The organism is Streptomyces sp. NPDC048612 (assembly GCF_043199295.1).
GTDB lineage: Bacteria > Actinomycetota > Actinomycetes > Streptomycetales > Streptomycetaceae > Streptomyces.
This window is the reverse complement of sequence record NZ_JBICVV010000013.1, coordinates 163,264-188,526: the sequence shown is the minus strand read 5'-3', so window position 1 is coordinate 188,526 and position 25,263 is coordinate 163,264. Positions and strand designations below refer to the sequence as shown.

The window sequence follows — 25,263 nt, the reverse complement described above, 5'->3', positions numbered from 1 at the left end:
ACCTCCAGCGTAGACACCCGGGACCGCTTCGGGGCTCGGTGCTTCGCTGTCCCGGTGGCTGCGGCAGGATGGACGCCACCTGGTGCGTACGCATGACCACACGTTCGCACTGAAGACAACCGCTGGAGACGCCCGGTGAGTTCCCCAGATCCGACCGTTCGCGCAGCGCGAAACGCTGCGGCACAGACCGAGAAGGCAGGCAATACCGCAGGCGGCAGCACGGACCGGCCGCTGCGCCGGCCCGTCATTGCCGTCACCGGAGCCGCGTCCGGAGTCGGGGCGCTGCTCACCCGCGCCCTGATCGCCTCCGACGAGGTCAAGGAGGTGGTGGCCATCGACGAGCGGCGCGGCGATGTCGCCGAGGCGCACTGGCACGTCCTCGACGTGCGGGACCCCGCCATCGCCGACAAGCTGCGCGGCGTGGACGTCGTCGTCCACCTGGCGCTCGACCTCGACCTGGAGACCGACGACGCCGCGCGCACCGCCTACAACGTGCGCGGCACACAGACCGTGCTCACCGCCGCCGCGGCCGCCGGTGTGCACCGGGTGGTGCTGTGCACCTCCGCCATGGTCTACGGGGCGCTGCCCGACAATGACGTTCCCCTGGCCGAGGACGCCGAACTGCGGGCCACCGCGGACGCCACGGGGGTCGGCGACCTGCTGGAGATCGAGCACCTGGCGCACCGCGCGCCCCGCGCGCACCCCGGCCTGAACGTGACCGTGCTGCGCCCCGCCGTCCTGGTGGGCGGCACCGACACCGCGCTGACCCGCTACTTCGAGTCGCCCCGCCTCCTGGTCGTCGCCGGCTCCCGCCCCGCCTGGCAGTTCTGCCATGTCGAGGACCTGGTCAGCGCCCTGGAGTTCGCCGCGCTGGAGAAGGTCGACGGCGAGTTGGCGGTGGGCTGCGACGGCTGGCTGGAGCAGGAGGAGGTCGAGGAGCTGTCCGGCATCCGGCGCATGGAGCTGCCGTCCTCGGTGGCCCTGGGTGCCGCGGCCCGGCTGCACCGGATCGGTCTGACACCGTCGCCCGCCGGGGACCTCGCGTACACGATGCACCCGTGGGTGGTCAGCGGCAGCCGGCTGCACGACGCGGGCTGGCGGCCGAACTGGACGAACGAGGAGGTCCTCGCCGAGCTCCTGGAAGAGGTCGCGGGACGCCACACGGTCGCCGGGCGCAGGCTCGGCCGCAAGGACGCCACCGCCGCGGGTGCCGCCGGCGCCACCGTCGCCCTCCTGGGCACCGCCGCCCTGGTGCGCCGCGCCCGTAAGGCCCGCCGCCGCATCTGAGCCCGCCGGGCTGGAGGAGTCTCCATACGGGGGCCCGGAGGACCGGCGGATACGGCCATTCCCGCGGCTGTCGCGGTACGGCACGATGGGGGTATGTCTGGCACGCCCTCCCCTTCGTCCCCCGGCCGCGACCACCCCGGTGAGCGGGCCGCGGCGGACCCGGTCCGGCTCCTGGAGATCCGCGACACCCCGTTGTCCGTGGACGAGGTGTTCGCGGCCGTGGGTGACGCGGCGGCCGGCGGCACGGCCCTGTTCGTCGGCACGGTCCGCTCGCACGACAACGGCGCCGACGTCGACGCCCTGGGCTACTCCGCGCACCCGACGGCCGAGGCGGAGATGCGCCGGATCGCGGAGAAGGTGATCGCCGACTTCCCCGTGCGTGCGCTGGCCGCCGTCCACCGGGTGGGCGATCTGCGCATCGGTGATCTGGCCGTGGTCGTCGCCATCTCCTGCCCGCACCGGGGTGAGGCGTTCGAGGCCTGCCGCAGGCTGATCGACGACCTCAAGCACGAGGTGCCGATCTGGAAGCACCAGACGTTCACCGACGGGACCGAAGAATGGGTGGGGGCGTAAGCCCCTCTTCCGGAGGCTGCTTTTCGGAATCTCCGCTTCCGGTGGCTCCGTATTCCGGGTGCGTAAGCGCGCGCTCTCCGGGCAGGCGGGAGAACAGACGGGGCGGGCGGTGGCCCGCTGGCCGGAGGCCGAACCGGTGCCTTGAGTTCCGGTTGCGTAACCCGCCCCCTGGCATGAGCGTTGACCCGGCAGATGGTTAATCTGCTTATTCGTCGATCGCGGTCGTACAAGGGGTTGGGAGGTCGCTGATGGGTGCGCTCCTCTGGTTGCTGATTCCGGTTGGCGCCGGGCTGATTGCCGCGGTGTGGAGCAGCTGGGCCCTGCGGAATCGCAAGACCGGGGACGTTGCGGAACTCGCGGGCTATGCCCGGTTCCGTGACGCCATGGAGAAAGAGCATTCCGTTTCCGAGCCTGCCTCGGATGCGGTCTGACTTTCGCCCATTCGCCCGTTGGTAAACGGACGCGAGCGCCGTCCTCCGGGGCGGCGCTTGTCCGTGGTCGGGTGCGGGGCCCGTACGGACGGCCCCGCGGGCCGGTTGTCATACCCGTCCCGTACTGTCGTTCCATGCCACGCCGCACCGCGACGCTGCTCGCCTCGATCCTGATGTTGATCGCGCTGCTCTGCGCAGGGGTGCTGATCCCCGTGCCGTACTCCGAGATGTCTCCGGGGCCGACGGTCAACACTCTTGGTGACCACGACGGCGAGCCGGTGCTGCAGATCTCCCGGCACAAGACGTATCCGACCACCGGTCACCTCAACATGACCACGGTCCGGGTCACCGGCCCGGACTACCGGATGAACCTCTTCGAGGCGGCCTACGGCTGGCTCGACCACAACAGCGCCGTGGTGCCGCACAAGACGCTCTACCCCGAGGGGCAGACCGCCGAGCAGGCCGACCAGGAGAACGCCGAGGAGTTCAGCCAGTCCCAGGAGAGCGCCAAGGCCGCCGCCCTCCGGCAGCTGCACCTCCCGGTCGCCGGCCAGACCGTCGTCGGCTCCGTCGTCAAGGACAAGCCCGCCGACGGGCGGCTGCACGCCGGAGATGTGATCAAGGCCGTGGACGGCACGGTGGTCAAGGAGACCGGCGACGTCGCCAAGCTCGTCACCCGGCACAAGCCGGGCGAGAAGGCCGTCTTCACGATCATCCCCGCCAAGGAGGCGGCCGCGGCCGAGAAGCAGGGCAAGAAGCCGCAGTCCGGCGGGAAGCAGATCGCGATCACGACGGAGAAGGCGGACGACGGCCGCGCCATCGTGGGCATCCAGGCCGGGATGGACCACATCTTCCCGTTCCCCATCGACGTCAAGCTGGCCGACGTCGGCGGCCCGAGCGCCGGGCTGATGTTCGCGCTCGGCATCGTCGACAAGCTCACGCCCGGGGACCTGACCGGCGGCAAGTTCGTGGCCGGCACGGGCACCATCGACGACAAGGGCAAGGTCGGCCCGATCGGCGGCATCTCGATGAAGACGGTCGGTGCGCGCGACAAGGGCGCGGAGTTCTTCCTGACGCCCAAGGAGAACTGCACCGCGGCGGCCAAGGACACCCCCAAGGGGCTCACCCTGGTCAAGGTCGGCACCATAGGCGACGCCGTCAAGGCGCTGGAGAAGATCCGCAAGGGTGACACCGCCGGCCTCCCGAGCTGCAGCCCGGCAGGCCGCTCCTAGGACGGAGGCGCCCCGGGACCCCGGGGCCGGACGCGCACGCCAGGCCCGGGGCCTCAGTGGGCCGCGATCAGGCCTCGAAGGTCGCGGCCAGGGCCTCCGCGAGGCCCGGTACCAGCGCCGAGCCGGTGAGGACCTCGGACGTGGAGTCCTTCTCGCGCAGCCGCAGCGCCGACTCACGGCGTCCGTCGCGCAGCACGGCCACCGTCATCCGGACCTCCTGGCGGTCCGGGTGCTCGGCGACCCACGTGGCGAGCCGTGCCTCGTCCATGCCCGCGGGCTCGGACTCCTCGGCGGACGGCGGCAGCATCAGCCGCTCGACGGTCAGCGCACAGCCGGCCACGGCATCCGGCCAGGCGATGGTGGCCAGGAACTCGTCCAGCGGGGCGCCCGCCGGGATCTCGTCCTGTTCCACGGGGGTCAGTGACGCGCTGGTGGAGTCGTCGATGCCGAGCTGGGCGGCGAGCGAGGGCTCCTGCGCGCGCAGCTTGGCGGTGTCGACGAGGGCGAACAGTCGGGCCGGCTGATCCCAGCCGAGCCCGGCGCTGTACTCGTCGATCTCGAGCACGGCGCGGGTCAGGGGGTCGGCGGCGAGGGGGGTGCCGGCGGCGGGAGAGCCAGGAAGGTCAGTCATGCTCAACATCGTGCCTTGTGTACCCCGGAAAGCGGGAACTGAGTAAAGCCTTCGTAAGTTGCATCGGTGGGTCCTACTATCGCCGGGCCTGCTCCACACGACAGCGAACTTCGAGGTGCGCACCTTGGCTTTCCAGATGCCGGACCGCGGCGGAGGCCCGACAGGGCCACGGATCAGAGTCGGCCGACCTTCGCGGCGGGTCCGGACCCTGCTCATGACATTGGGTGTGCTGGCCGTACTGGCCATGCTCTTCGTGATGTTTGCAGGGTTTTGGACGGATTGGCTCTGGTATCGATCGGTCAAGTACTCCTCGGTCTTCACGACCACCCTGTGGACCAAGATCGGTCTGTTCCTCTCCTTCGGCGTCGTGATGGCGGTGGCCGTCGGCGTCAACATCTGGCTGGCGCACCGGCTGCGGCCGCCGCTGAGCGCGATGTCCATGGAGCAGCAGAGCCTGGACCGCTACCGGATGAGCATCGCGCCGTTCAAGAAGTGGGCGCTGATCGCGGTCACCGCGGTGGTCGGGCTGATCGCCGGTGCCTCCGCCTCCGGCGAGTGGCGCACCTGGCTGCAGTGGGTCAACGGCGTCCCGTTCGGCACGAAGGACCCGCAGTTCGGGATGGACGTCGCGTTCTACGCCTTCGACCTGCCCTGGTACCGCTTCCTGCTGAGCTTCGGCTTCGCCTGCGCGGTGCTGTGCCTGGTCGCCGCGGCGCTGACGCACTACCTCTACGGCGGGCTGCGGCTGACCAGCCCCGGTTCGCGGGCGACGGCGGCGGCGACCGGCCATCTGTCGGTGCTGCTGGGGATCTTCGTCTCGCTCAAGGCGATCGCGTACTGGCTCGACCGGTACGGCCTCGCGGTGAAGTCCAGTGGCCTGAAGTCGGCCGACAACTGGACGGGCCTGCGGTATGTCGACGCCAACGCCTATCTCCCGGCGAAGACGATCCTGTTCTTCATCGCGGCGATCTGCGCGGTGCTGTTCTTCGCCACCCTGTGGCGGCGGACCTGGCAGCTGCCGGTGATCGGCTTCGGCCTGATGGTGCTCTCGGCTGTCCTGATCGGCGGGCTGTACCCGGCGATCGTGCAGAAGTTCCAGGTCCAGCCGAACGAGCAGGCCAAGGAAGCGCCGTACATCAAGCAGAACATCAAGGCGACCCGGGACGCGTACGGCATCCAGGACTCCGAGGTCACGCCGTACAAGGGCGACTACCAGCCCACGGGCAAGGCGGACCGTCAGCGGCTGCGCGACAACGCCGACACCACGGCCGCGATGCGGCTGCTCGACCCGAACGTGGTCTCGCCGGCCTTCCAGCAGCAGCAGCAGGTGCGGGGGTACTACCAGTTCCCCTCCACCCTGGACGTCGACCGCTACAAGGACAAGGACGGTGCCGAGCAGGACACCGTCATCGGTCTGCGTGAGCTGAACATCGCCGGTATCCCCGAGCGCAACTGGATCAACGACCACTTCAAGTACACCCACGGCTACGGCGCGGTCGCCGCCAAGGGGACGGAGGCCGCCGAGGGCGGCGGTCCGAAGTACACGGAGTCGGATCTGCCGGCCAAGGGGCAGCTCGGCCGCTACCAGCAGCGGGTGTACTACGGCGAGAAGACCTCGCAGTACTCCATCGTCGGCGGTCCGCAGAAGGAACTGGATTACTCCGACGACAGCGGCGAGAAGAGCTACAGCTACCAGGGCAAGAGCGGTGTCAACCTCGGGAACCCGGTCAACCGTGCCGCGTACGCGGTGGCGTTCGGGGAGCCGCAGATCCTCTACTCCGGCGCGATCGGCGAGGGTTCGCGGATTCTGTACAACCGCACGCCCAAGGAGCGCGTCGAATCCGTCGCGCCCTGGCTGACCATCGACGGCGACGCCTATCCGGCGGTCATCAACGGCCGGATCAAGTGGATCGTCGACGCCTACACCACCAGCAACGGCTATCCGTACGCCTCGCGCACCACCCTCGGGGACAGCACGGCCGACTCGCTCACCGACGGCCAGCGGGCGGTGGTGGCCCAGCAGAACCAGGTCAACTACATCCGTAACTCCGTCAAGGCGACCGTGGACGCCTACGACGGTTCGGTGAAGCTCTACCAGTGGGACGCCAAGGACCCGGTCCTCAAGACCTGGATGAAGGCGTTCCCCGGCACGGTCGAGAAGAAGAGCGCCATCAGCCCGGCGCTCAAGGAGCACCTGCGCTACCCGCAGGACCTCTTCAAGGTGCAGCGCCAGCTGCTGACCACGTACCACGTCAAGGACCCCGGCACCTTCTACACCGGCTCCGAGCGCTGGCAGATCCCGAACGACCCGACCACCAAGTCGGGCAACGCGGTCCCGCCGTATTACCTGAGCATGAAGATGCCGGACCAGAAGAACCGCGCGTTCTCGCTGACGACGACCTTCACACCCAACAAGCGCGACAACCTGGGTGCGTTCATGGCCGTCGACGCCAACGCGACCAGCGCGGACTACGGCAAGATAAGGCTGCTGAAGCTGCCGTCGGAGACTCCGGTGCCCGGCCCGCAGCTGGTGCAGTCGAAGTTCAACTCCGATCCGGTCATCGCCAATGAGCTCAACATCCTCAAGAAGTTCGGCGACTCGGAGATCGAGTACGGCAATCTGCTGACCGTGCCACTGGACGGCGGACTGCTCTATGTCGAACCGGTATATCTGCGCGGTGCCAACACCAATTACCCGCTCCTGAAGAAGGTGTTGGTGAGCTACGGCGACAACAAGCCCGTCCTGGAGGACTCCCTCAAGGACGCGCTGGACGTGGTCTTCGGCAAGAAGGCGCCCAGTACGGGCACCGAGCAGCCACCGGGTGGCGGCGACACCGGCGGCGAGCCACCGTCCGACCAGACGGTGCAGCAGGCCCTCGCCGACGCGCAGAAGGCCTACGAGGAGGGCGAGAAGGCGCGCGCCGGGGGCGACTGGGCCGGTTACGGCGAGGCCCAGAAGAAGCTGAAGGCCGCGCTGGACCGGGCGGCGAAGGCGTCCGAGAAGGGCGGCAAGCCGGGCAGCTGAGCCTGCCGGCCCCTGTCCCGGCCTGTGGCCGTCGGTGCGAACCGGCGGCCACGGAGCCGCGTCGGCACGGGGCCGTCCGCCACCGTGATACCTTGTGGACACAACGACGCGGGGTGGAGCAGCTCGGTAGCTCGCTGGGCTCATAACCCAGAGGTCGCAGGTTCAAATCCTGTCCCCGCTACTGAAAGACGAAGGCCCGGATCTTCAGCGATCCGGGCCTTTGTCGTGTGTTCAGACGGATACCGGCGAAAGGCCGGGTCGCGCGGCTCATGTGGGGAAGGTGTGTGCTTGAGTTTGACAAGTCGTCGTGTCGGGAAGTCGACAAACCGCTGAAGTGACCTCACTGGCTGCGGTATACCAGGTGTACGCGGGTTACAGGTGATGCGACGATGGGGCTTATGGGGGACAAGGCAAGGTTGTTGGAGACGGACCGGTTTGTGCATGCGCCCGACGACGGGCGCGAATCCGACCTGCAGATGGACGCGATGGAGGCCGCCGAGGCGTCCGATGCCGTGACCGAGTCCGGCCACCGCCGGGCCGCCGAGGCGGGCGACACCGCCGCGATGAGCGCGCTCGGCGCGATGCTGCTGCGCCGCGGTGACCTCGACGGCGCCGAACCGCACCTGCGCTCCGCGGCCGCCGCCGGTGACCGCGCCGCGGCCAACAACCTGGGCGTCCTGCTCCACCAGCGGGGCTACGGGGACGAGGCGGCCGGCTGGTGGCGGATCGCCGCCGTGGCCGGTTCCGCCGCCGCCGCGCACGCCCTCGGGCGCCACTACCGCGAACGCGGGGACGAGCCGGCCGCCGAGTACTGGCTGCGCCAGTCCGCCGAGTCCGGCCACTGCCTGGGCGCCTACGCCCTCGCCGACCTCCTGGAGCACCGCGGGGACATCGGCGCCGAGCGCTGGTTCCGTACGGCCGCCGAGCGCGGCCACCGCGAGGCCGCGTACCGCCTCGCCCGGCTCATCGAGGAGGGGCACGAAGCGGACCACCGCGCCGTCCCCGCGTACGGGGAGCTGAACCAGCAGGAGGAGGCCGAGCAGTGGTACCGCCAGGCCGCCGCGCGCGGCCACCGGCGGGCCGCGCTGCAGCTGGGCACGCTGCTTGAGGAGCGCGGTGACGTCCAGGAGGCGGGGCGCTGGTACCTCTCCGCCGCCAAGGACGGGGAGGCGCGCGCCGCCTGTGCGCTGGGCTTCCTGCTGCGCGACGCGGGGGACGAGGAGAGCGCCGCGGAATGGTGGCGGCGGGCCGCCCAGGACGGCGATGGCAACGCTGCCAACGCGCTCGGTGCGCTGCACGCCGACCGTGGCGAGCTGCAGACCGCCGAGCGCTGGTACCGCGTCGCGCTCGACGCCGGGGACGTCAACGGCGCCTACAACATCGGGCTGCTCTGTGCCGAGCAGGGCCGGGACGGGCGCGGTGAGCAGTGGTACCGCCGGGCCGCCTACGCCGGTCACCGCGAGGCCGCCAACGCGCTGGCCATCCTGCTGCTCCAGCGAGGCGACGCCTCGGGGGCCGAGCCGTGGTTCTCCAAGGCGGCCGAGGCGGGCAGTGTCGACGCCGCGTTCAACCTGGGCATTCTCTTCGCCGGGCGGGGCGCGGAGCGTATGGCGCACACCTGGTACGAGCGGGCGGCCGCGGCCGGGCACACCGAGGCGGCGCTCCAGGTCGCCATCGTGCAGCTGCGCGACGGTGAGCTGCAGGACGCGGAGCGGAATCTGCGCTGTGCGGCCGGTGGCGGCAGCGCCGAGGCGGCCTTCCGGCTCGCGGATCTCCTCGACCGCCGGGCGACGGCCGCGGGTGAGGGGCTGGCGGACAGCGAGCGTGCGGCGGACGACGAGAGCATGCAGTGGTACGAGCGGGCCGCGCGCCAGGGCCACCGCCGCGCTCAGGTCCGGATTGGCATGTTCGCGGCGGCTCGTGGCGAGACCGTCGAGGCCGCCGAGTGGTACCGCGCGGCGGCCGAGGCCGGCAGCCGCAACGGTGCCTTCAACCTCGGGCTGCTGCTGGCCCGTGAGGGCAGCCTTCCGGAGGCCGCCCTGTGGTGGCAGCGCGCCGCCGAGGCCGGGCACGGCCGGGCGGCCCTCCGGCTGGCGCTGCTCGCCGCCCGGCGCGGAGCGCTCGCGGAGGCGCAGAGCTGGTGTGCGCGCGCCGTGGAGCTGGGGCCGCCGGAGGTGGCGGAGCGTGCGGCGCGACTGCGGACGGCGCTCCAGGAGGAGCTCAGCGCATAGCGGGCGGCGGTGCCGCCGTCCGCGCTCCGGGACCGGGCCCAGCGGCCCGGTCCCGGGGCCCGCGGAAGGGATTTGCGCTGGTCGTCGGGCCGGGGTTAGAGTGTGGAACACAACGACGCGGGGTGGAGCAGCTCGGTAGCTCGCTGGGCTCATAACCCAGAGGTCGCAGGTTCAAATCCTGTCCCCGCTACTGAAAGACGAAGGCCCGGATTCCATGGGAATCCGGGCCTTCGTCGTGCTCATCCACGAAGTTCGGTGCCGACCGCCTCCGCGTACCTGCTGCGGTCGACGAGCCGGCCCTCCGGCACCGGTGCCCCCCTGGTGACGTCGGCGGCGCGGTAGGCCTTCTGGAGCCGGTTCACGGCGCCCTTCTCCGGGGCGGCGTCCATCAGCTCGGCGAGTTCGGGCCCGGTGGGGTCCGGTGGCCGGAAAGTGCGGCCCGCCGGCGATATGGCGGTCCGTCAGGTTCGGGCAAGGCGTGTGCGGGCATGCGTGTGCGGTGTGTGCAGGCGTGGGGGTGTGGTGACGGAAGCCGGGGCGAGGGGGCGTGCGGGCGCGCGAAGAAGCCTGCGGCCGGGTGGGCGCGGGCTCGGTGGGGCGTACGGCGTGACGCGGGGGAGCGGCCGGGAGAGGGGCCGGCTCCCCGTGGCGTCAGGACGGGGCGCTGCAGTTGGGGCAGATGCCCCGGTAGGTCACGGTGACCTCGGAGACCTGGAAGCCGTAGCGCTCCGGCTCGGGCAGCGCGGACAGCGGGTCGCCCTGGAGGTGGACGTCCCGGATCGTGCCGCACCGGGAGCAGACCAGGTGCTGGTGGTCGTGGTGGGCGTTGGGGTCGTAGCGCTTGGCCCGGCCGTCGGTGCTCACCTCGATCACCTCGCCGAGCGACACCAGCTCGCCCAGGGTGTTGTAGACCGTCGCGCGGGAGATCTCGGGGAGCCGGGCGGAGGCCCGTGCGTGCACTTCGTCGGCGGTGTAGTGGACGTGGTCCCCGTCGAGGACCTCGGCGACGACGCGTCGCTGCGCGGTCAGCCGCCAGCCGCGTCCCCGGAGCCGTTCAAGCAGGTCACTCATGCCATTCACCTATCAGTCAGATAGAGCCAGGGTAGCAGCGGTCGTCCATCACCGGATCGGGTACGAGTTTCGCCTCCTTCTTGACTTAGACAATGTCCAATGTAGGATCGTGACCGGCGCAAGCCAAGGGCAGGTGGAGAAGACTTTTCAGGAGGCGCACGTGTCGGTAGAGAGCACCGCTGGACCGCTGACCACGGAGTCCGGTGCCCCGGTGGGGGACAACCAGAACAGCGAGACGGCCGGCATCGGCGGACCCGGCCTCATCCAGGACCAGCTCCTGATCGAGAAGCTCGCGCACTTCAACCGTGAGCGCATCCCGGAGCGCATCGTGCACGCCCGCGGCGCCGGTGCGTACGGCACCTTCACGGTGACCGCCGATGTGACTGAGTACACCCGCGCGGACTTCCTCTCCGAGATCGGCAAGCAGACCGAGACCTTCCTGCGCTTCTCGACGGTCGCGGGCAACCTCGGTGCCGCTGACGCGGTGCGTGACCCGCGCGGTTTCGCGCTGAAGTTCTACACCGAGGAGGGCAACTACGACCTCGTCGGCAACAACACCCCGGTGTTCTTCATCAAGGACGCCCTCAAGTTCCCGGACTTCATCCACACCCAGAAGCGCGACCCCTACACCGGCTCCCAGGAGGCGGACAACGTCTGGGACTTCTGGGGGCTGTCGCCCGAGGCCACCCACCAGGTCACCTGGCTGTTCGGCGACCGCGGCATCCCCGCCTCGTACCGCCACATGAACGGCTACGGCTCGCACACCTTCCAGTGGAACAACGAGGCCGGCGAGGTCTTCTGGGTCAAGTACCACTTCAAGACCGACCAGGGCATCAAGAACCTCACCCAGGACGAGGCCAACAAGCTCGCCGGCGAGGACCCCGACAGCCACCAGCGCGACCTGCGCACGGCCATCGAGCGGGGTGAGTTCCCGACCTGGACGGTGCAGGTGCAGATCATGCCCGCGGCCGACGCGGCGCAGTACCGCTTCAACCCGTTCGACCTCACCAAGGTCTGGCCGCACGAGGACTACCCGCCGATCGAGATCGGCAAGCTGGAGCTCAACCGCAACCCGCAGAACGTCTTCGCCGAGGTCGAGCAGTCGGTCTTCTCCCCGCACCACTTCGTGCCGGGCATCGGTCCGTCCCCCGACAAGATGCTCCAGGGCCGCCTCTTCGCGTACGGCGACGCCCACCGCTACCGCGTCGGCATCAACGCCGACCACCTGCCGGTGAACCGCCCGCACGCCACCGAGGCGCGCAGCCACGGACGGGACGGCGTGATGTACGACGGCCGTCACGCGGGCGCCAAGAATTACGAGCCCAACAGCTTCGGCGGTCCGAACGAGACCGGCCGCCCCCTGTGGCAGCCGGCCACCGTGACCGGCCCCACCGGCGAGCACGTCGCGCCCTCGCACGCGGAGGACGACGACTTCGTCCAGGCCGGCACCCTCTACCGGCTGATGGCCGAGGACGAGAAGGAGCGCCTGATCAACAACCTGGCGGGCTTCATCTCCCAGGTCTCCCGCGACGACATCGCCCAGCGGGCGGTCGAGAACTTCCGCAAGGCGGACGCGGACTACGGCAAGCGGCTCGACGCCGCGGTCCAGGCCCTGCGCGGCTGACGGGCTGCCTTTGCGGCCAAGCCTCCCCAGCCGCTCTCGCGGAGGTGGTTGCGCGCCGTGGGGTTGCTCGATTGCCGCTTGCCGTAACAGGCGGAGAGGCCGGATGCCATGGGGCTCCGGCCTCTCCGTGTGTGCTGTCGGTGTGCCCCGTCTCAGGCGGGCACGGCGCGGGCTCGTTCCGTGGCGGGGGACCAGCAGCGGATGATGTCGCGTACGGACACCACGCCGACCGGTTCCTGGTCGTTGAGCACGATCAGGTGGCGGAAGCCGCCGCGCACCATCGCGTCCGCGGCGTCGGCCAGGGTCCAGTCCGGAGCGGCGAAGACCACGTCCGGGGTGGTGTGGGTCTGGGCGGTCTCCCGGTCGGGGTTCTCACCCGCGCCGAGGGAGTTGAGGATGTCGCGCTCGGTGAGGATGCCGATGCCGCTGTTGTCGTTGTCGAGGACCACGGCCGCGCCGATGCGGCGGGCCGCCATCAGCTGCGCCGCCTGACGGAGGGTGTGAGCGGGCCCGATGGTGAGGACCACCGTGCTCATGGCGTCTTTGACGTACATGGGCATGGAGTGGAGCCACCTCCTTGGTGAATGTGCTTGCGAAGGAATTCACAAGTTCACAAAGTGGGGGATTCTCATGTTCACATGCCTCCGCCGATGCAACAAGGGGGAACTGTTGGACGGTTGTCCGAGGATGCGCTCCGTCGCAGGTCAGTGCGGGGAGTCGCCGAGGTAGCCGAGCAGGTCCTCGTGCAGCAGGCCGTTCGAGGCCGCCGCGTTGCCGCTGTGCGGGCCCGGCTTGCCGTCCAGGCCGGTGAACTGCCCGCCGGCCTCCTTCACCACCACCGCGCAGGCCGCCATGTCCCACAGCGACAGCTCCGGCTCCGCGCAGATGTCCACCGAGCCCTCGGCGATCATCATGTACGGCCAGAAGTCGCCGTAGCCCCGGGTGCGCCAGCAGTCCCGGCTCAGGTCGAGGAAACCGGGCAGCTTGCCGCGCTCCTCCCAGCCGGTCAGCGACGAGTACGCGAACGAGGCGTCCTGGATGCGGCCGACCTGGGAGACCCGCAGCCGGGTCGCGGAGGTCAGGCTGCGGCCCGTGAAGGCCCCCAGGCCGTCGGCGGCCCACCAGCGGCGGTTGAGTGCCGGTGCCGAGACGATGCCGACCACCGGGCGGTCGCCGCCCTCCCCGCGCTCCATCAGCGCGATCAGCGTCGCCCAGACCGGCACCCCGCGGACGTAGTTCTTCGTGCCGTCGATCGGGTCGATGATCCAGCGGCGCGGCCCCGCGCCCTCGCTGCCGAACTCCTCGCCGAGCACCGCGTCCCGTGGCCGGGCCCGCTGGAGCTGGCCGCGGATCAGCTCCTCGGCGGCCTTGTCCGCTTCACTCACCGGCGTCATGTCCGGTTTGGTCTCGACCTTGAGGTCGAGTGCCTTGAAGCGCTCCATGGTGGCGGCGTCCGCGGCGTCCGCGAGCACATGGCCGAGACGAAGATCATCGTGATAGTCGGGCATGGGCGAACAGTATCCATTGGTATACGCCGGAGTCACACGGCCGTGCGCCGCCCGGCGTGTGGCGGTCCGTGCGCCGCCGGTGCGCCCCCGCTGCGGCGGCCCTTGACAGTATCTGGCGGTGCGTCAATTCTGTGCCCACACCGGTCACCCGGGGCCGGCGGCCGGGGAGGCGACGGATGCCCGCAGCGCGTGAATCCCTGCTGGACGCGGCCTACGCGGCGCTGACCGAACGGGCCTGGCCGGCCGTGCGGATGGTCGATGTCGCGGCCGCGGCCGGGGTGTCCCGGCAGACGCTCTACAACGAGTTCGGCAGCAAGGAGGGGCTGGCCCGCGCCCTGGTCCGCCGGGAGACCGACAACTACCTCGCCGGGGTCGCGCGGGCGCTGGACCCGAGGTCCACGGCCGCCGGTGCCCGGGGTGACGCGGCGGGCCGGGTGGCGGCCGCGGCGGCCTGGACGCTGCGGACCGCGCGCGCCAACCCTCTGGTCAGGGCCGCACTCACCGGCTGCTGGAACGACCGGCTGCCGGCCCCTTCGGCGGCCGCCGAGGCCGCGCCGGCCCGGGCCGCCGGGGCCGGCATCCCCGCGCAGCGGGCCGCGCCGCCGGGTAACGGGCCGCTGCCGGGGCCCGCCGAACTCGTCGGCCGGTTCTGCGCTCAGGCGGTCGCGGCGCTGGAGCCCGACTGGCCCGAGGAGGCGCTGCCCGCCCTGTGCACCGCCTGCGAGACCGCGGCGCGGCTGACCCTGGCCTGTGTGGTCGCGCCGGTGACGCCCGGGGCGGGGCCGGCCCCGGGGCGCGTCCCGGCCCGGTCGCGCCGGGAGCTGGAGACCGAGGCGGTGTCCCGGCTCGTACGGGGTGCCTTCGCCCGGATGCCGGGCGGCGTGCCGCCGGGGGAGTGCCGCTGACGGGCTTTCACGGAGGCGGGGGTGAAGGGCCGGTGCGCGGGGGGCCGGGTCAGTGCGCCGAACCCGACAGCTGGAGTCCGACCACCCCGACGATCACCATCGTGATGGAGACGAGTTTCAGGGTGGAGACCACGTCGCCGAGGAAGACCATGCCGTAGATCGCCGTACCGGCCGCACCGATGCCGGTCCACACCGCGTACGCCGGGCCGACGTCGAGGCGGCGCAGCGCCAGCGTCAGCAGACCGAAGCTGCCGAGGGCGAAGGCCGCGAACGCGATGGTGGGGAAGAGGCGGGTGAAGCCGTGCGAGAGCTTGAGGCAGACCGCGAAGCCGGTCTCCAGAATCCCCGCCACCACGACCAGCAGCCACGCCATCGCCATGTCCCATTGCCTCCGTCAGCCAGGGCCTGTCCGGCGGACAGACCTTGGGGCCTGTCCCGGGTGAGCGACGACGGGGCGTCAGAATCACTCCCTACGGCCCCTTCCGGGCGATCAGGGCGTGATGGACCGCTGCGCCGACCTTGGTGTGATTATGCCTTTACGTCGGAGGGGCGGGGGCAAACTTCGGCGATCAGTCGCCCTCGCGTCGTTCCCGGGTGGCCAGGAGCCGGCGCAGGGAGTAGAGGCGGGCCGGATCGGCGTGGCCGTCGGTGACCCAGGCGTCCAGCGCGCAGTCCGGTTCGTCGTGGCTGCACGCGCGCGGGCAGTCCGCGGTGCCCGGCTCCAGGTCGGGGAAGGCGTGGATGACCCGGGACGGGTCGACGTGGTGCAGTCCGAAGGACCGGACGCCGGGGGTGTCGATGACCCAGCCCGAGTCGTCGGGCAGCGGCAGCGCCAGGGCGGAGGTGGTGGTGTGCCGCCCGCGGCCGGTGACCGCGTTGACGTGCCCGGTGGCCCGGCGGCGCTCCGGGACCAGGGCGTTGACCAGGGTGGTCTTGCCGACGCCGGAGTGCCCGACGAAGGCCGTCATACGGCCCGCGAGCGAGGCCCGGATGTGTTCGGCGGCGCTGCCGTCGGCGAGTTCGTCGCGGTTGGTGACGAGGTAGGGGACGCCGAGCGCGCCGTAGGACTCCAGCAGAGTGTCCGCGGAGGCCAGATCGGACTTGGTGAGCACCAGCAGCGGGTCGAGGCCCGCGTCGTAGGCGGCCACCAGGCAGCGGTCGATGAGCCGGGGGCGCGGCTCGGGGTCGGCGAGCGCGGTGACGATCGCGAGCTGGTCGGCGTTGGCGACGACGACCCGCTCGAACGGGTCGTCGTCGTCGGCCGTACGGCGCAGCGTCGAGGAGCGCGGCTCGACCCGGACGATGCGGGCGAGGGTGTCCTTGGTGCCGCTCAGGTCACCGACGACGGCGACCCGGTCGCCGACCACCGCGCTCTTGCGGCCCAGTTCGCGGGCCTTCATCGCGGTGACCGTACGGCCCTCGATGAGACAGGTCAGCCGGCCCCGGTCGACGGTCAGGACCAGGCCCTCGCCGGCGTCCTCGTGCTTGGGGCGGATGTTGGTGCGGGGGCGGTTGCCCTTGGGGTTGGGGCGGACGCGGATGTCGTCCTCGTCGGGGTTCTTTCCGTAGCGGCGCATGGTGGCGTCAGCCCTCAGCCTCTCCGGGCGGACACGGCCGCCGGGTCGAGCATGTCCGACCACATCGCCGGGAAGTCCGGCAGCGTCTTGGCGGTGGTGGCGACGTTCTCCACCCGCACGCCGTCGACGGCCAGGCCGATGATCGCGGCGGCGGTGGCCAGCCGGTGGTCCTCGTAGGTGTGGAAGACCCCGCCGTGCAGCGGGCGCGGCCGGATGTGCAGACCGTCCGCGGTCTCGGTGACGTCGCCGCCGAGCTCGTTGAGCTCCTTGGTGAGTGCGGCCAGCCGGTCGGTCTCGTGCAGCCGGAGGTGCGCCACCCCGCGCAGCGTGGAGGGGGAGTCGGCCAGCGCGGCGACCGCGGCGATGCCGGGGGTCAGCTCGCCGACCTCGCTCAGGTCGACGTCGATGCCGTGGATACGGCCGCTGCCGGTGAAGGTCAGCCCGCGGTCGGTCAGCTCGCAGGAGCCGCCCATGGTGGTGAAGATCTCGCGCAGCGCGTCACCGGGCTGCGTGGTGTGCTCGGGCCAGTCCGGGATGGTGACCCGGCCGCCGGTGACCAGCGCCGCGGCCAGGAACGGCTGGGCGTTGGACAGGTCCGGCTCGACCACCAGGTCGCGGCCGAGCAGGGCGCCCGGAGTGACCCGCCAGACGTTGGGCTCGCCGCCCGCCTCCGGGGTGTCCACCTGCGCGCCGACGCTGCGCAGCATGTCGACGGTCATCCGGATGTGCGGCATGGAGGGCAGCGCCGCGCCCACGTGCCGTACCTCGACGCCCTGGTTGAAGCGCGGCGCGGACAGCAGCAGCGCGCTGACGAACTGGGAGGAGGAGGACGCGTCGATCTCGACCCGGCCGCCGTCCAGGCCGCCGCTGCCGAAGACCGTCATGGGCAGCGCGCCGCGGCTGTCGTCGTCGATGCGGGCGCCCAGGGCGCGCAGCGCGTCGATCACCCCGCCGAGGGGGCGTTCGTAGGAGCGCGGGTCGCCGTCGAAGCGGATCGGGCCGTCGGCGAGGGCGGCGACCGGCGGCAGGAAGCGCATGACCGTTCCGGCGTTGCCGACGTCGATGGTGGCCGGGCCGTGCAGCCCCGCCGGGATCACCCGCCAGGCCTCCCCGCCGCCGCCCGGCCCGGCGGCGTCCGCGGAACCGGCGGAGCTGGAGGACGCGGTCTCCTCGATGCCGACGCCCAGGGTGCGCAGGGCCTCGGCCATCAGGAGCGTGTCACGGGAGCGCAGCGGGCGGCGCAGCCAGCCGGGCTCGGCGGAGAGGGCGGCCAGGACCAGACCGCGGTTGGTGACCGATTTGGAGCCGGGCACGGTGACGGTTGCATCGACGGCCCCGGAGGCGAGGGGGGCGGGCCACAGGGCGGGATGTGCGGGGCTCTCGGTCATGCCCTTACTTTAATGGCTGAGCAAGGGTGCCGATCTTGATCAAAAGCGGCGTACACCCCGGGGAAACGCGGCACGGTCGGGGCGCTCACGTGCCGGAAGCGCCCGCAGGGCGGGAGCACCGGCCGGGCCGGTGCGCGAACCGGCCTACGGCGCGGGGCGGTTGACGTCAGACCCCGAGCAGCCAGCGCCCGCCGCCGATCAGCGAGCACAGCGTCACCACGTGGAAGAGGCCGAGCCAGACGAACGCCGGGACGTGCGTCAGCCGCGCCAGCTGGTCCGGATCGGAGTCCACGGCCCCTCCGTGCCGCCGCTTCCCCTGGAGCTCGAACGGCGGCCGCACCCCGCCCAGCAGCAGGAACCACACCACCAGATACGCGAACGCCGCCTGCACGTCCGCCGTCGTCAGCCAGGAGACCAGCACGAACGCGGCGCCGGTCAGCACGACCGTGAGCACGCCGTAGGCGTTACGGATCATGACCAGCATCGCCAGGAGCAGCGCGGTGGCGCCCCACAGCAGCGCGGTGATGTGCCCCGCGGCGAGCAGCGCGGCGCCCGCAAGACCGAGCAGGGACGGCGTGATGTAGCCGGCCGCTGCGGTCAGCACCATGCCCAGACCGGTCGGCTTGCCGCGCGAGACGGTCAGCCCCGAGGTGTCGGAGTGCAGCCGGATGCCGTCCAGGCGGCGGCCGGTGAGCAGCGCGATCAGCCCGTGCCCGCCCTCGTGGGCGATGGTGACGGCGTTCCGCGACAGCCGCCAGGGGGTGCGCGGGACGACCGCGCCCAGCGCCAGCACCGCCGTGGCGATCACCAGCCAGACCGAGGGATCGGGCTGGGTCCCGAACACGCGGCTCCATATGTCCGTGAGGTGGTCGGTGTCCATGTCTCCCCTTCGTGTGGCATGGCAGTGTGGCATGCATGTGCGGTAGGTATGCAGCGAGTCGTCGCCCCGAGGAACTGGTGGGGCTCTTCGGCGTGCGGCAGTGGGAGCCGGCGGAGACCCTGGCGCCCAACTGGAACGTGGCCCCGACCGACCCGGTGCACGTGGTGCTCGAACGTCCCCTCAAGGGCGCGGCGGCCGAGACCTTTCCGCCGGGCGGTCCGGTGCGCCAGCTGCGGGCGCTGAAGTGGGGCCTGGTCCCCTCGTGGTCGAAATCACCCGAGGGCGCCGCGAAGATGATCAATGCGCGGTCCGAGACGGTGCACGAGAAGCCGTCGTTCCGGCAGGCCTTCGCGACCCGCCGCTGCCTGCTGCCCGGTGACGGCTATTTCGAGTGGGTCACCGACGCCGCGGAGCGGCAGCTGGAGGAGCAGGGCAAGAAGAAGCGGCCCCGGAAGCAGCCGTACTTCGTGACGCCCGCGGACGGCTCCGTGATGGCGATGGCCGGGCTGTACGAGTTCTGGCGGGACCGGACGCTGCCCGGCGACCACCCGCTGGCCTGGTGGGTGACCTGCACCGTCGTCACCACCGAGGCCGAGACCACCCCGCTGGCCGGGGCGGACGGCGGCAGCGGGCCGCAGGCGCTGGCCGACATCCACCCCCGGATGCCGCTGGTGCTGACCCCGGACCGCTGGGACGCCTGGCTCGACCCGGCCCGTACCGACCCGGACGCGGTGCGCGAGCTGCTGACGCCGCCGCCGGCCGGGCTGCTGCGCGCCCACCCCGTCCCGACCGGTGTCAGCAACGTCCGCAACAACGGGCCCGAGCTGCTCACCGAACTCGACGGGCCCGAGGTGGGCACGCTGTTCTGAGCCGCCGCGCCCGGACCGCCGCGCCGCCCTTCCCGGTGCGGTGCGGGCAGGATGGGCGTATGAGCACTGCGGCGAAAGAGACCGAGACGGTCGGGACACCGGCGGGCGACGCCCGGATCACCTGGTACCGCGCGGCGCGGCCGGCGCGGGCCGTGGTGGCGCTGAGCCATGGCGCCGGCGGCGGTATCGAGGCGCGTGACCTGCGGGCCCTGGCGGCCGTGCTGCCGGACCGCGGCTACCCCGTGGCGCTGGTCGAGCAGCCGTGGCGGGTGGCCGGCAAGAAGGTGGCGCCCGCGCCGAAGACCCTGGACACCGGCTGGACCGCGCTGTGGCCGGCGCTGGAGAAGCCGGGGCTGCCGGTGGTCGCCGGCGGCCGGAGCGCCGGGGCCCGGGTGGCCTGCCGTACCGCGCGCGAACTGGGCGCGCGGGCCGTGGTGGCGCTGAGCTTCCCGCTGCACCCGCCGGGCCGCCCGGAGAAGTCCCGGGCGGACGAGCTGACCGGCGCCGGGGTGCCGACGCTGGTCGTCCAGGGCGGGCGCGATCCGTTCGGCCGGCCGGCGGAGTTCCCGGCGGGGACGGAGATCACCGAGGTGGCGCACGGCGATCACGGTTTCGCGGTGCCGAAGAAGGCGGGCGTGGACGAGGCGGGGTCGATGGCCGTCCTCACGGACGCGGTGGCGGACTGGCTGGACGGGATGTTCGGCTGACGGACCGGGCGGCCGGGGCGGCGGCCGTGCGGGCCGGGAACCCGTGGGCCGGGGCGCTGTCCGGCGGGGCGCCGGGCCCCGCGCCGCGGCCCGGCCGGCTCAGTCGCCCCGGCCGCGCGGGCGGGCCCGGACGTGCATCCGCTCGCCCTGCCTGCCGAAGAGGCTCAGCAGCTCCACGGGCTCGTCGCCCGCGGGCCCGAACCAGTGCGGCAGCCGGGTGTCGAACTCCGCCGCCTCCCCGGCCCGCAGCTCCACCTCGCGGTCGGCGAGCAGGAGCAGCAGCCGCCCGGACAGCACGTAGAACCACTCGTAGCCCTCGTGCGTGCGCTGCTCACGCGGGCCGCCGACCGGGTCCAGGATCAGCTTGAACGCCTGGAGCGCGCCCGGCTGGCGGGTCAGCGGAACCGCGGTCCTGTCGCCCATCCGGATCGGCGCCGCCCGCACCCGTGGATCGCCGACCTCCGGCGCCCCCACCAGCTGGTCCAGCGGTACCTGATGGGCCTGTGCCAGCGGCAGCAGCAGTTCGAGGGTGGCCTTGCGGCCGCCGGACTCCAGGCGCGACAGGGTGCTGACCGAAATGCCGGTCGCCTCGGAGAGCGCGGTCAGTGTCACCCCGCGCTCCTGGCGCATCCGCCGCAGCCGCGGGCCCACCTCCGCCAGTACGCGTTCGTACGCGGTGTCGTCCACCTTTCTATTGCTGAAGCGGCAAGCCGCTTTGTCAAGCCCTCGGGGGCAGCCTGGGGAGTCCGCCCGGAAGCCGCTCGCACGGTCGGCACGGGAGGCCGCCGCACGCCGGACGGAATTCCGTCCGAAACCTTGACAGCGCGGCGGGAATGCCGTGGCGGGCGCGGCTGTTGTGCCATACGTACCGCCCGAGTACGTCCGGTGAAGCACGAGGAATGGGAGTCCGCCGCATGGGAATCGCTTGCCCGGCCCGCCCGGCCGCCGACCTGCCGTGGTCGCAGATGCAGGTCACGCAGCCCGCCCTGGCTGGAGCGGCGGCCGCACCGGATCGTCGTCTATTCTCCGAATCGGGTGGGTCCGCATCCGGACCCCGGACGGTGTTGGAGGAGGTGGGTCCGGTCACCGGTACCGACGCAGGGACCGACGGCACGGCTGAGAACAAGGCCCAGGAGAGCGCTGTCGAGCGCAACGCACGCTTCGAGCGGGACGCGCTCACCTTCCTGGACCAGATGTACTCCGCCGCGCTGCGCATGACGCGCAATCCGGCCGACGCGGAGGACCTGGTGCAGGAGACGTACGCCAAGGCGTACGCGTCCTTCCACCAGTTCCGGGAGGGCACCAACCTCAAGGCGTGGCTCTACCGCATCCTCACGAACACCTTCATCAACTCCTACCGTAAGAAGCAGCGTGAGCCCCAGCGCAGCGCCGCCGAGGAGATCGAGGACTGGCAGCTGGCGCGCGCCGAGTCGCACATGTCGACCGGGCTGCGCTCCGCCGAGTCACAGGCGCTCGACCACCTCCCCGACTCCGACGTGAAGGCCGCGCTCCAGGCGATCCCCGAGGAATTCCGCATCGCGGTCTACCTGGCGGACGTGGAGGGCTTTGCGTACAAGGAGATCGCGGACATCATGGGGACACCCATCGGCACGGTGATGTCCCGTCTGCACCGCGGCCGGCGCCAACTGCGGGGCATGCTGGAGGATTACGCCCGTGACCGCGGGCTGGTCCCGGCGGGGGCGGCGGCCGGTGACCCGGAGGCCGCGCAGACGTCGGACGCGCACGACCGGAAAGGCTCGGGATCATGAGCTGCGGAGAGCCGCACGAGAAGGACTGCTCAGAGGTCCTCGACCACCTCTACGAGTATCTCGACCGGGAGATGCCCGCGGGGGAGTGCGCAGACTTCCAGGTGCATCTCGACGAGTGCTCGCCGTGCCTGGAGAAGTACGGCCTGGAGCAGGCCGTCAAGAAGCTCGTCAAGCGCTGCTGCGGCCATGACGACGTCCCCAGCGATCTGCGCTCCAAGGTGATGGGCCGGATCGAGCTCATCCGGGCCGGGGAGACCGTCCCGGAGGTGAGCGTGCTCGAACAGGCCACCAGGGAACAGGCCGAGCGCGAGCAGTCGGATGCCGCCGCGGAGGAGGCGACCGGTCCGGCCGGCGCCACCGGCTCCACCGATGCACGTACCGAGGCCGCACGGGCCGAATAACGCGGCACATCACCCCAAGGGGTGAGGGCTGGGGCGCTCGTCCCGCCCGATCCGCTGATCCGCCTTCCCCGGCGCCCCCGCGCCTCTATTCTCACCGACCCGAGCGCACTGCCGATGCGGTGCGACGGGGGTCCCCGGCTCCGCACGAGCCCGGGGGAGCGGTGGGCAGGGCGAGGAGGGCGCGATGCGAGGACTTCCGGCGGCCGCACGGGGCTATATCGGCTGCGCCGCACTGGCCGCGGCGCTGTGTGCCGCACCCGCCGCGGGACTGGGCGCCGACGCCCCCTGGAGCAGCGCCCTCGCCCTGGCCCTCCTGTACGGACTGTGCGAACAGCTGCGCCGCAGCCCGCCGCCGGGCGGCCGGGCCCCGCACGGCACGGGCCCTGGGGCGTCAGGCGGCTTCCCCGCCGGCTGGGCCGGCCCCGTCCTGCTCGCCGGGGTCTTCCTGCTGCCGCCGCCGCTGGCCGCGCTGGCCGCCGTCCCCGGTGCGCTGATCGCCCCGGCCGCGCCGCGCTCGGCCGCCACCCGCAGGCTGTGGCACGCCGCCGAACTGGCGCTGGCCTGCTGCGCGGCCGCCGAGGTGTTCCGGCTGCTCGGCCCCCACCCGCTGTCCGCACCGCGGTTCCCCCTCCTGCTGCTGCCCGCGGTGGCGGCCGCGGCCGCCTTCTGCGCGGTGCTCGCGGCACTCGACGGCGGGGTGCTGGCCACCGCCGAGCGGCACCCCGTCCGCACCGCCTGGCGCGGGCTGCTGACCCGCTCGCTGGGGCCGCACCTGGTGCACGGCCTGGCCGGGCTGATGATGGTGGTCCTGTGGCGCAGTCCGTACGGGCCGCCGGCGGCGCTGCTGGTGCTGTTGCCGATGTACCTCTCCTGCTGGGTCTTCGACCGCTACCACCGGGAACGCGCCGCCCACCAGGCGACCATCCGCGCCCTCGTCCAGGCCGTGGACATCAAGGACCGCTACACCCGCGGCCACAGCGAGCGGGTGGGGCGCGCCTCGGTGATGATCGCCCGGGAGCTGGGCCTGCCGGAGGACCGGATGGAGGCGCTGCGGTTCGCCGGCATCCTGCACGACGTCGGCAAACTCGGCGTCCCCACCCGGCTGTTGCGCAAGGACGGCCCGCTGACGCCGGAGGAACGCCGGGTCATCGAGCTGCACCCCGAGTACGGGCACGAGATCGTGCGCGGCATCGGCTTCCTGGAGGAGGCGCGGGCGGCGATCCTGCACCACCACGAGCGGCTGGACGGCAGCGGCTACCCCTACGGGCTGAGGGGCCATCACATCCCGGAGGTCGCACGGGTGGTGGCGGTCGCTGACGCCTTCGACGCGATGACCTCGACCCGTTCCTACCGCCGGGCCCGGCCGGTGCCGGCGGCCGTGGCGGAGCTGCGCAGGTGCGCCGGCGCGCAGTTCGACCCGCGGATGGTCCGCGCGCTGGCGGCCTCCCTGGACCGCCACGGCTGGCAGCCGGACCTGGTGACGGCGGCGGGCCCGGAGTCCGGCGCGGGATACGTCCCGCCGGCGGACGCCGGGGACGGGCTGCCCGCGCCGGTGGTGCCCGTACGGGTGCCCCCCGTGCCGCATCCGGAACGGGCCGGGCGGGACGGCACACGGTGAGCGGCGCCGCACAGGAGCCCCGGCGCGGCCGTCCGGCCGGGCGCCGCGCGGCGGAGGCGCGCGGGGACGGCGCCCCGCGCACCGTGCCGCCGGGCCGGTGCGGCCGCGGGGTGGTCGCCGCGGTCCACATCCCGGCCGGCGCGCTGGCGGCCTGGTCACTGGGGCGGACGCTGTGGGACGGGCTGGCCGAGCCAGGGCTCGCGCTGGCCTTCGGGGTGTTGATCACGGTCGGCGAACTGGTGGGCCGGGGCCCCGCCCCCGCGGCCGGGGGCGCACGGGGGCCGGGGGCGCGGGAAGGCGCCCCGCTCGGCGCGGCCGGTGCCCTCGCGTACGCCCTGCTCGGCGAGGCCGGCGGACAGCCGACCACCCATGGTGTCCCGCAGACCGTGGCCGTGGTCCTGGCGGCCGGGCTGGTCGGCCTCGTCCCGCGGCTCGCGCGCGGCCAGGGACCCGCGCTCGACCGCCTCGCCCGCCGGGTGCTGACCACCGGTTTCGCCGCCACCTGCTTCCAGCCCCTCTACAACACCGGGACGCTGGGCTCCTGGGGCGCCTCCGGGCCGGTCTACCCGTTCGTCCTGATCGCCCTGCTCGCGCTGACCGCGCTGTGTGACGCGGTCCTGGTGGCCGCGCTCGTCCGGGCCCGTACGGGCTGGCCGTACGGGCCGCTGCTGCGCGACGAGTTGCGGGCGCTGCCCGGCATCGGCTCGGCGGTCTGCGCCACCGGGGTGGTCATCTCGCTGGGCACCGCGGTCGCCGGGCTCTGGGCGCTGCCGGTGCTCTGTCTGCCGCTGCTGCTGACCCAGTTCGCCGTCCGCCGGTTCGCGGCGGTCCGCGCCACCTACCGCCAGACCATCGCCTCGCTGGCCCGTGCCACCGAGATCGCCGGCTACACCCCGCACGGCCATGCCCGCCGGGTGGCCGCGCTCAGCCGCGCCGTGGGCCGTGAACTCGGCCTGAACGCACCGGAGCTGGACGTCCTCGAATACGCCGCGCTGATGCACGACATCGGCCAGCTCTCGCTGCTGGACCCGGTGCCGGACGGGGCGACCGCGCCGCTGCCGCCCGACCGGCAGCGCCGGATCGCGCTGCTGGGCGGCGCCGTGGTCCGGCAGACCGGTGTCCCCGCCGAGGTCGCGGTGATCGTCGAGCGGCAGGCCGATCCGTACCGCGAGCAGCCGGTCACGGCCCGTATCGTGCGCACCGTCAACGCCTACGACGACCTGGCGGGGGAGACCGCGGGACCGGGCGGCCCGCTGCGCGCCCTGGAGCGACTGCGGCTGTCCACCGCGCACGACCACGAGCCCCGGGTCGTCGAGGCGCTGGCCAGGGTGCTGGCCTGCGGTGGCGGCGCCGCGGGAGGTGGCGCCGGGTGAGGCGGCCGACACCGAGCGGCCGGGGCCGTGCCCGCGCTGCCTCGCCCGCCGCGCCCTTGTGGTCGCTTATGTCCGCCAAGGCCGTAAAGGTCGATGGTCTGGGGATGCCGGACTCCCGGCGGCATCCCACCCGAGTCCCACCCGCGTCCCATCCGCCCCAGCC

General features: G+C 72.4%; 24 protein-coding genes and 2 tRNA genes. 16 read left to right on the top strand and 10 right to left on the bottom strand.

From position 1 onward, the window contains the following. Positions 1–135: 135 nt before the first annotated feature. The 4 genes from ACGFN2_RS21485 to ACGFN2_RS21470 all read left to right on the top strand — a co-directional run bounded on the left by ACGFN2_RS21485 (position 136) and on the right by ACGFN2_RS21470 (position 3,523). The gene (locus ACGFN2_RS21485; protein ID WP_393362698.1) at positions 136–1,287 is read left to right on the top strand and encodes an SDR family oxidoreductase; all 1,152 of its coding nucleotides are present in this window, start codon (positions 136–138) and stop codon (positions 1,285–1,287) included. Between the two features lie 93 nt (positions 1,288–1,380). Continuing rightward, positions 1,381–1,860 carry a molybdenum cofactor biosynthesis protein MoaE gene (locus ACGFN2_RS21480; RefSeq protein WP_393362695.1) on the top strand — a complete coding sequence of 160 codons (480 nt, stop codon included), beginning with the start codon at positions 1,381–1,383 and terminating at the stop codon, positions 1,858–1,860. 248 nt (positions 1,861–2,108) lie between these two features. Then, entirely contained in the window at positions 2,109–2,291 is a 183-nt protein-coding gene (locus ACGFN2_RS21475; protein WP_362604733.1) for a hypothetical protein, read from the top strand. Positions 2,292–2,425: 134 nt separating this feature from the next. Next, a complete protein-coding gene (locus ACGFN2_RS21470) occupies positions 2,426–3,523 on the top strand; it encodes a PDZ domain-containing protein (protein WP_393362692.1) in 1,098 nt (365 codons plus the stop codon). A gap of 67 nt (positions 3,524–3,590) precedes the next feature. Here the strand turns inward: ACGFN2_RS21470 and ACGFN2_RS21465 are convergent, their stop codons facing one another. Further along, positions 3,591–4,163 carry a PPA1309 family protein gene (locus ACGFN2_RS21465; RefSeq protein ID WP_393362689.1) on the bottom strand — a complete coding sequence of 191 codons (573 nt, stop codon included), beginning with the start codon at positions 4,161–4,163 and terminating at the stop codon, positions 3,591–3,593. Between the two features lie 127 nt (positions 4,164–4,290). On the opposite strand from ACGFN2_RS21465, the gene ACGFN2_RS21460 reads away from it, so the two are divergent. The 4 genes from ACGFN2_RS21460 (at position 4,291) to ACGFN2_RS21445 (ending at position 9,600) form a co-directional block, all read left to right on the top strand. Beyond that, positions 4,291–7,179, top strand: coding sequence for a UPF0182 family protein (locus ACGFN2_RS21460; RefSeq protein ID WP_362604794.1), 2,889 nt, complete (start codon positions 4,291–4,293; stop codon positions 7,177–7,179). Between the two features lie 107 nt (positions 7,180–7,286). Continuing rightward, positions 7,287–7,360, top strand: a tRNA-Met gene (locus tag ACGFN2_RS21455). A 217-nt stretch (positions 7,361–7,577) separates the two neighbouring features. Beyond that, positions 7,578–9,410, top strand: a complete 1,833-nt coding sequence (locus ACGFN2_RS21450; RefSeq protein WP_393362686.1) for a sel1 repeat family protein — start codon at positions 7,578–7,580, stop codon at positions 9,408–9,410. Between the two features lie 116 nt (positions 9,411–9,526). Further along, positions 9,527–9,600 (top strand) — tRNA-Met (locus ACGFN2_RS21445). Positions 9,601–9,649: 49 nt separating this feature from the next. Here the strand turns inward: ACGFN2_RS21445 and ACGFN2_RS21440 are convergent. After that, positions 9,650–9,772: a hypothetical protein gene (locus tag ACGFN2_RS21440; RefSeq protein ID WP_393362683.1), complete on the bottom strand. Its 123-nt coding sequence runs from the start codon at positions 9,770–9,772 to the stop codon at positions 9,650–9,652. 289 nt (positions 9,773–10,061) lie between these two features. Then, complete coding sequence (locus tag ACGFN2_RS21435; RefSeq protein WP_362604726.1) at positions 10,062–10,481, bottom strand: Fur family transcriptional regulator; 420 nt, start codon at positions 10,479–10,481, stop codon at positions 10,062–10,064. Positions 10,482–10,641: 160 nt separating this feature from the next. On the opposite strand from ACGFN2_RS21435, the gene ACGFN2_RS21430 reads away from it, so the two are divergent. Beyond that, positions 10,642–12,105 carry a catalase gene (locus ACGFN2_RS21430; protein WP_362604724.1) on the top strand — a complete coding sequence of 488 codons (1,464 nt, stop codon included), beginning with the start codon at positions 10,642–10,644 and terminating at the stop codon, positions 12,103–12,105. 152 nt (positions 12,106–12,257) lie between these two features. Here the strand turns inward: ACGFN2_RS21430 and ACGFN2_RS21425 are convergent, their stop codons facing one another. Beyond that, entirely contained in the window at positions 12,258–12,659 is a 402-nt protein-coding gene (locus ACGFN2_RS21425) for a CBS domain-containing protein (protein WP_362604792.1), read from the bottom strand. Positions 12,660–12,809: 150 nt separating this feature from the next. Beyond that, positions 12,810–13,613: a histidinol-phosphatase gene (hisN, locus tag ACGFN2_RS21420; protein WP_362604723.1), complete on the bottom strand. Its 804-nt coding sequence runs from the start codon at positions 13,611–13,613 to the stop codon at positions 12,810–12,812. 176 nt (positions 13,614–13,789) lie between these two features. On the opposite strand from hisN, the gene ACGFN2_RS21415 reads away from it, so the two are divergent. Beyond that, positions 13,790–14,518, top strand: a complete 729-nt coding sequence (locus ACGFN2_RS21415; RefSeq protein ID WP_393362679.1) for a TetR/AcrR family transcriptional regulator — start codon at positions 13,790–13,792, stop codon at positions 14,516–14,518. A 49-nt stretch (positions 14,519–14,567) separates the two neighbouring features. Here ACGFN2_RS21415 and ACGFN2_RS21410 read toward each other — a convergent pair whose 3' ends face one another. From ACGFN2_RS21410 to ACGFN2_RS21395, 4 genes are all read right to left on the bottom strand, one after another. Then, on the bottom strand, positions 14,568–14,891 hold the full coding sequence (locus ACGFN2_RS21410; protein ID WP_362604790.1) for a multidrug efflux SMR transporter: 324 nt from the start codon (positions 14,889–14,891) through the stop codon (positions 14,568–14,570). A 196-nt stretch (positions 14,892–15,087) separates the two neighbouring features. Further along, on the bottom strand, positions 15,088–16,095 hold the full coding sequence (gene rsgA, locus ACGFN2_RS21405; RefSeq protein WP_362604720.1) for a ribosome small subunit-dependent GTPase A: 1,008 nt from the start codon (positions 16,093–16,095) through the stop codon (positions 15,088–15,090). A gap of 14 nt (positions 16,096–16,109) precedes the next feature. Continuing rightward, positions 16,110–17,483 (bottom strand): 3-phosphoshikimate 1-carboxyvinyltransferase, encoded by a 1,374-nt coding sequence (gene aroA / locus ACGFN2_RS21400; RefSeq protein ID WP_393362676.1) that lies wholly within the window; start codon positions 17,481–17,483, stop codon positions 16,110–16,112. Positions 17,484–17,649: 166 nt separating this feature from the next. Continuing rightward, positions 17,650–18,363, bottom strand: a complete 714-nt coding sequence (locus tag ACGFN2_RS21395; protein ID WP_362604716.1) for a M50 family metallopeptidase — start codon at positions 18,361–18,363, stop codon at positions 17,650–17,652. Between the two features lie 35 nt (positions 18,364–18,398). On the opposite strand from ACGFN2_RS21395, the gene ACGFN2_RS21390 reads away from it, so the two are divergent. Beyond that, positions 18,399–19,232, top strand: coding sequence for an SOS response-associated peptidase (locus ACGFN2_RS21390; RefSeq protein WP_393362673.1), 834 nt, complete (start codon positions 18,399–18,401; stop codon positions 19,230–19,232). Positions 19,233–19,291: 59 nt separating this feature from the next. Then, positions 19,292–19,939: an alpha/beta family hydrolase gene (locus ACGFN2_RS21385; RefSeq protein ID WP_393362670.1), complete on the top strand. Its 648-nt coding sequence runs from the start codon at positions 19,292–19,294 to the stop codon at positions 19,937–19,939. A gap of 99 nt (positions 19,940–20,038) precedes the next feature. On the opposite strand, the gene ACGFN2_RS21380 is transcribed toward ACGFN2_RS21385, so the two are convergent. Further along, positions 20,039–20,626, bottom strand: coding sequence for an XRE family transcriptional regulator (locus ACGFN2_RS21380; RefSeq protein WP_362604710.1), 588 nt, complete (start codon positions 20,624–20,626; stop codon positions 20,039–20,041). A gap of 386 nt (positions 20,627–21,012) precedes the next feature. Between ACGFN2_RS21380 and ACGFN2_RS21375 the strand changes: the two genes are divergently transcribed. From ACGFN2_RS21375 to ACGFN2_RS21360, 4 genes are all read left to right on the top strand, one after another. Continuing rightward, a complete protein-coding gene (locus ACGFN2_RS21375) occupies positions 21,013–21,708 on the top strand; it encodes a sigma-70 family RNA polymerase sigma factor (protein WP_362604788.1) in 696 nt (231 codons plus the stop codon). After that, entirely contained in the window at positions 21,705–22,109 is a 405-nt protein-coding gene (rsrA, locus tag ACGFN2_RS21370; RefSeq protein ID WP_362604708.1) for a mycothiol system anti-sigma-R factor, read from the top strand. Before ACGFN2_RS21375 ends, rsrA begins: the two co-directional genes overlap by 4 nt. A 184-nt stretch (positions 22,110–22,293) precedes the next feature. Next, the gene (locus ACGFN2_RS21365; protein ID WP_393362665.1) at positions 22,294–23,727 is read left to right on the top strand and encodes an HD-GYP domain-containing protein; all 1,434 of its coding nucleotides are present in this window, start codon (positions 22,294–22,296) and stop codon (positions 23,725–23,727) included. 83 nt (positions 23,728–23,810) lie between these two features. Next, on the top strand, positions 23,811–25,100 hold the full coding sequence (locus tag ACGFN2_RS21360) for an HD-GYP domain-containing protein (RefSeq protein ID WP_393362744.1): 1,290 nt from the start codon (positions 23,811–23,813) through the stop codon (positions 25,098–25,100). The last annotated feature ends 163 nt before the right edge of the window (positions 25,101–25,263 follow it).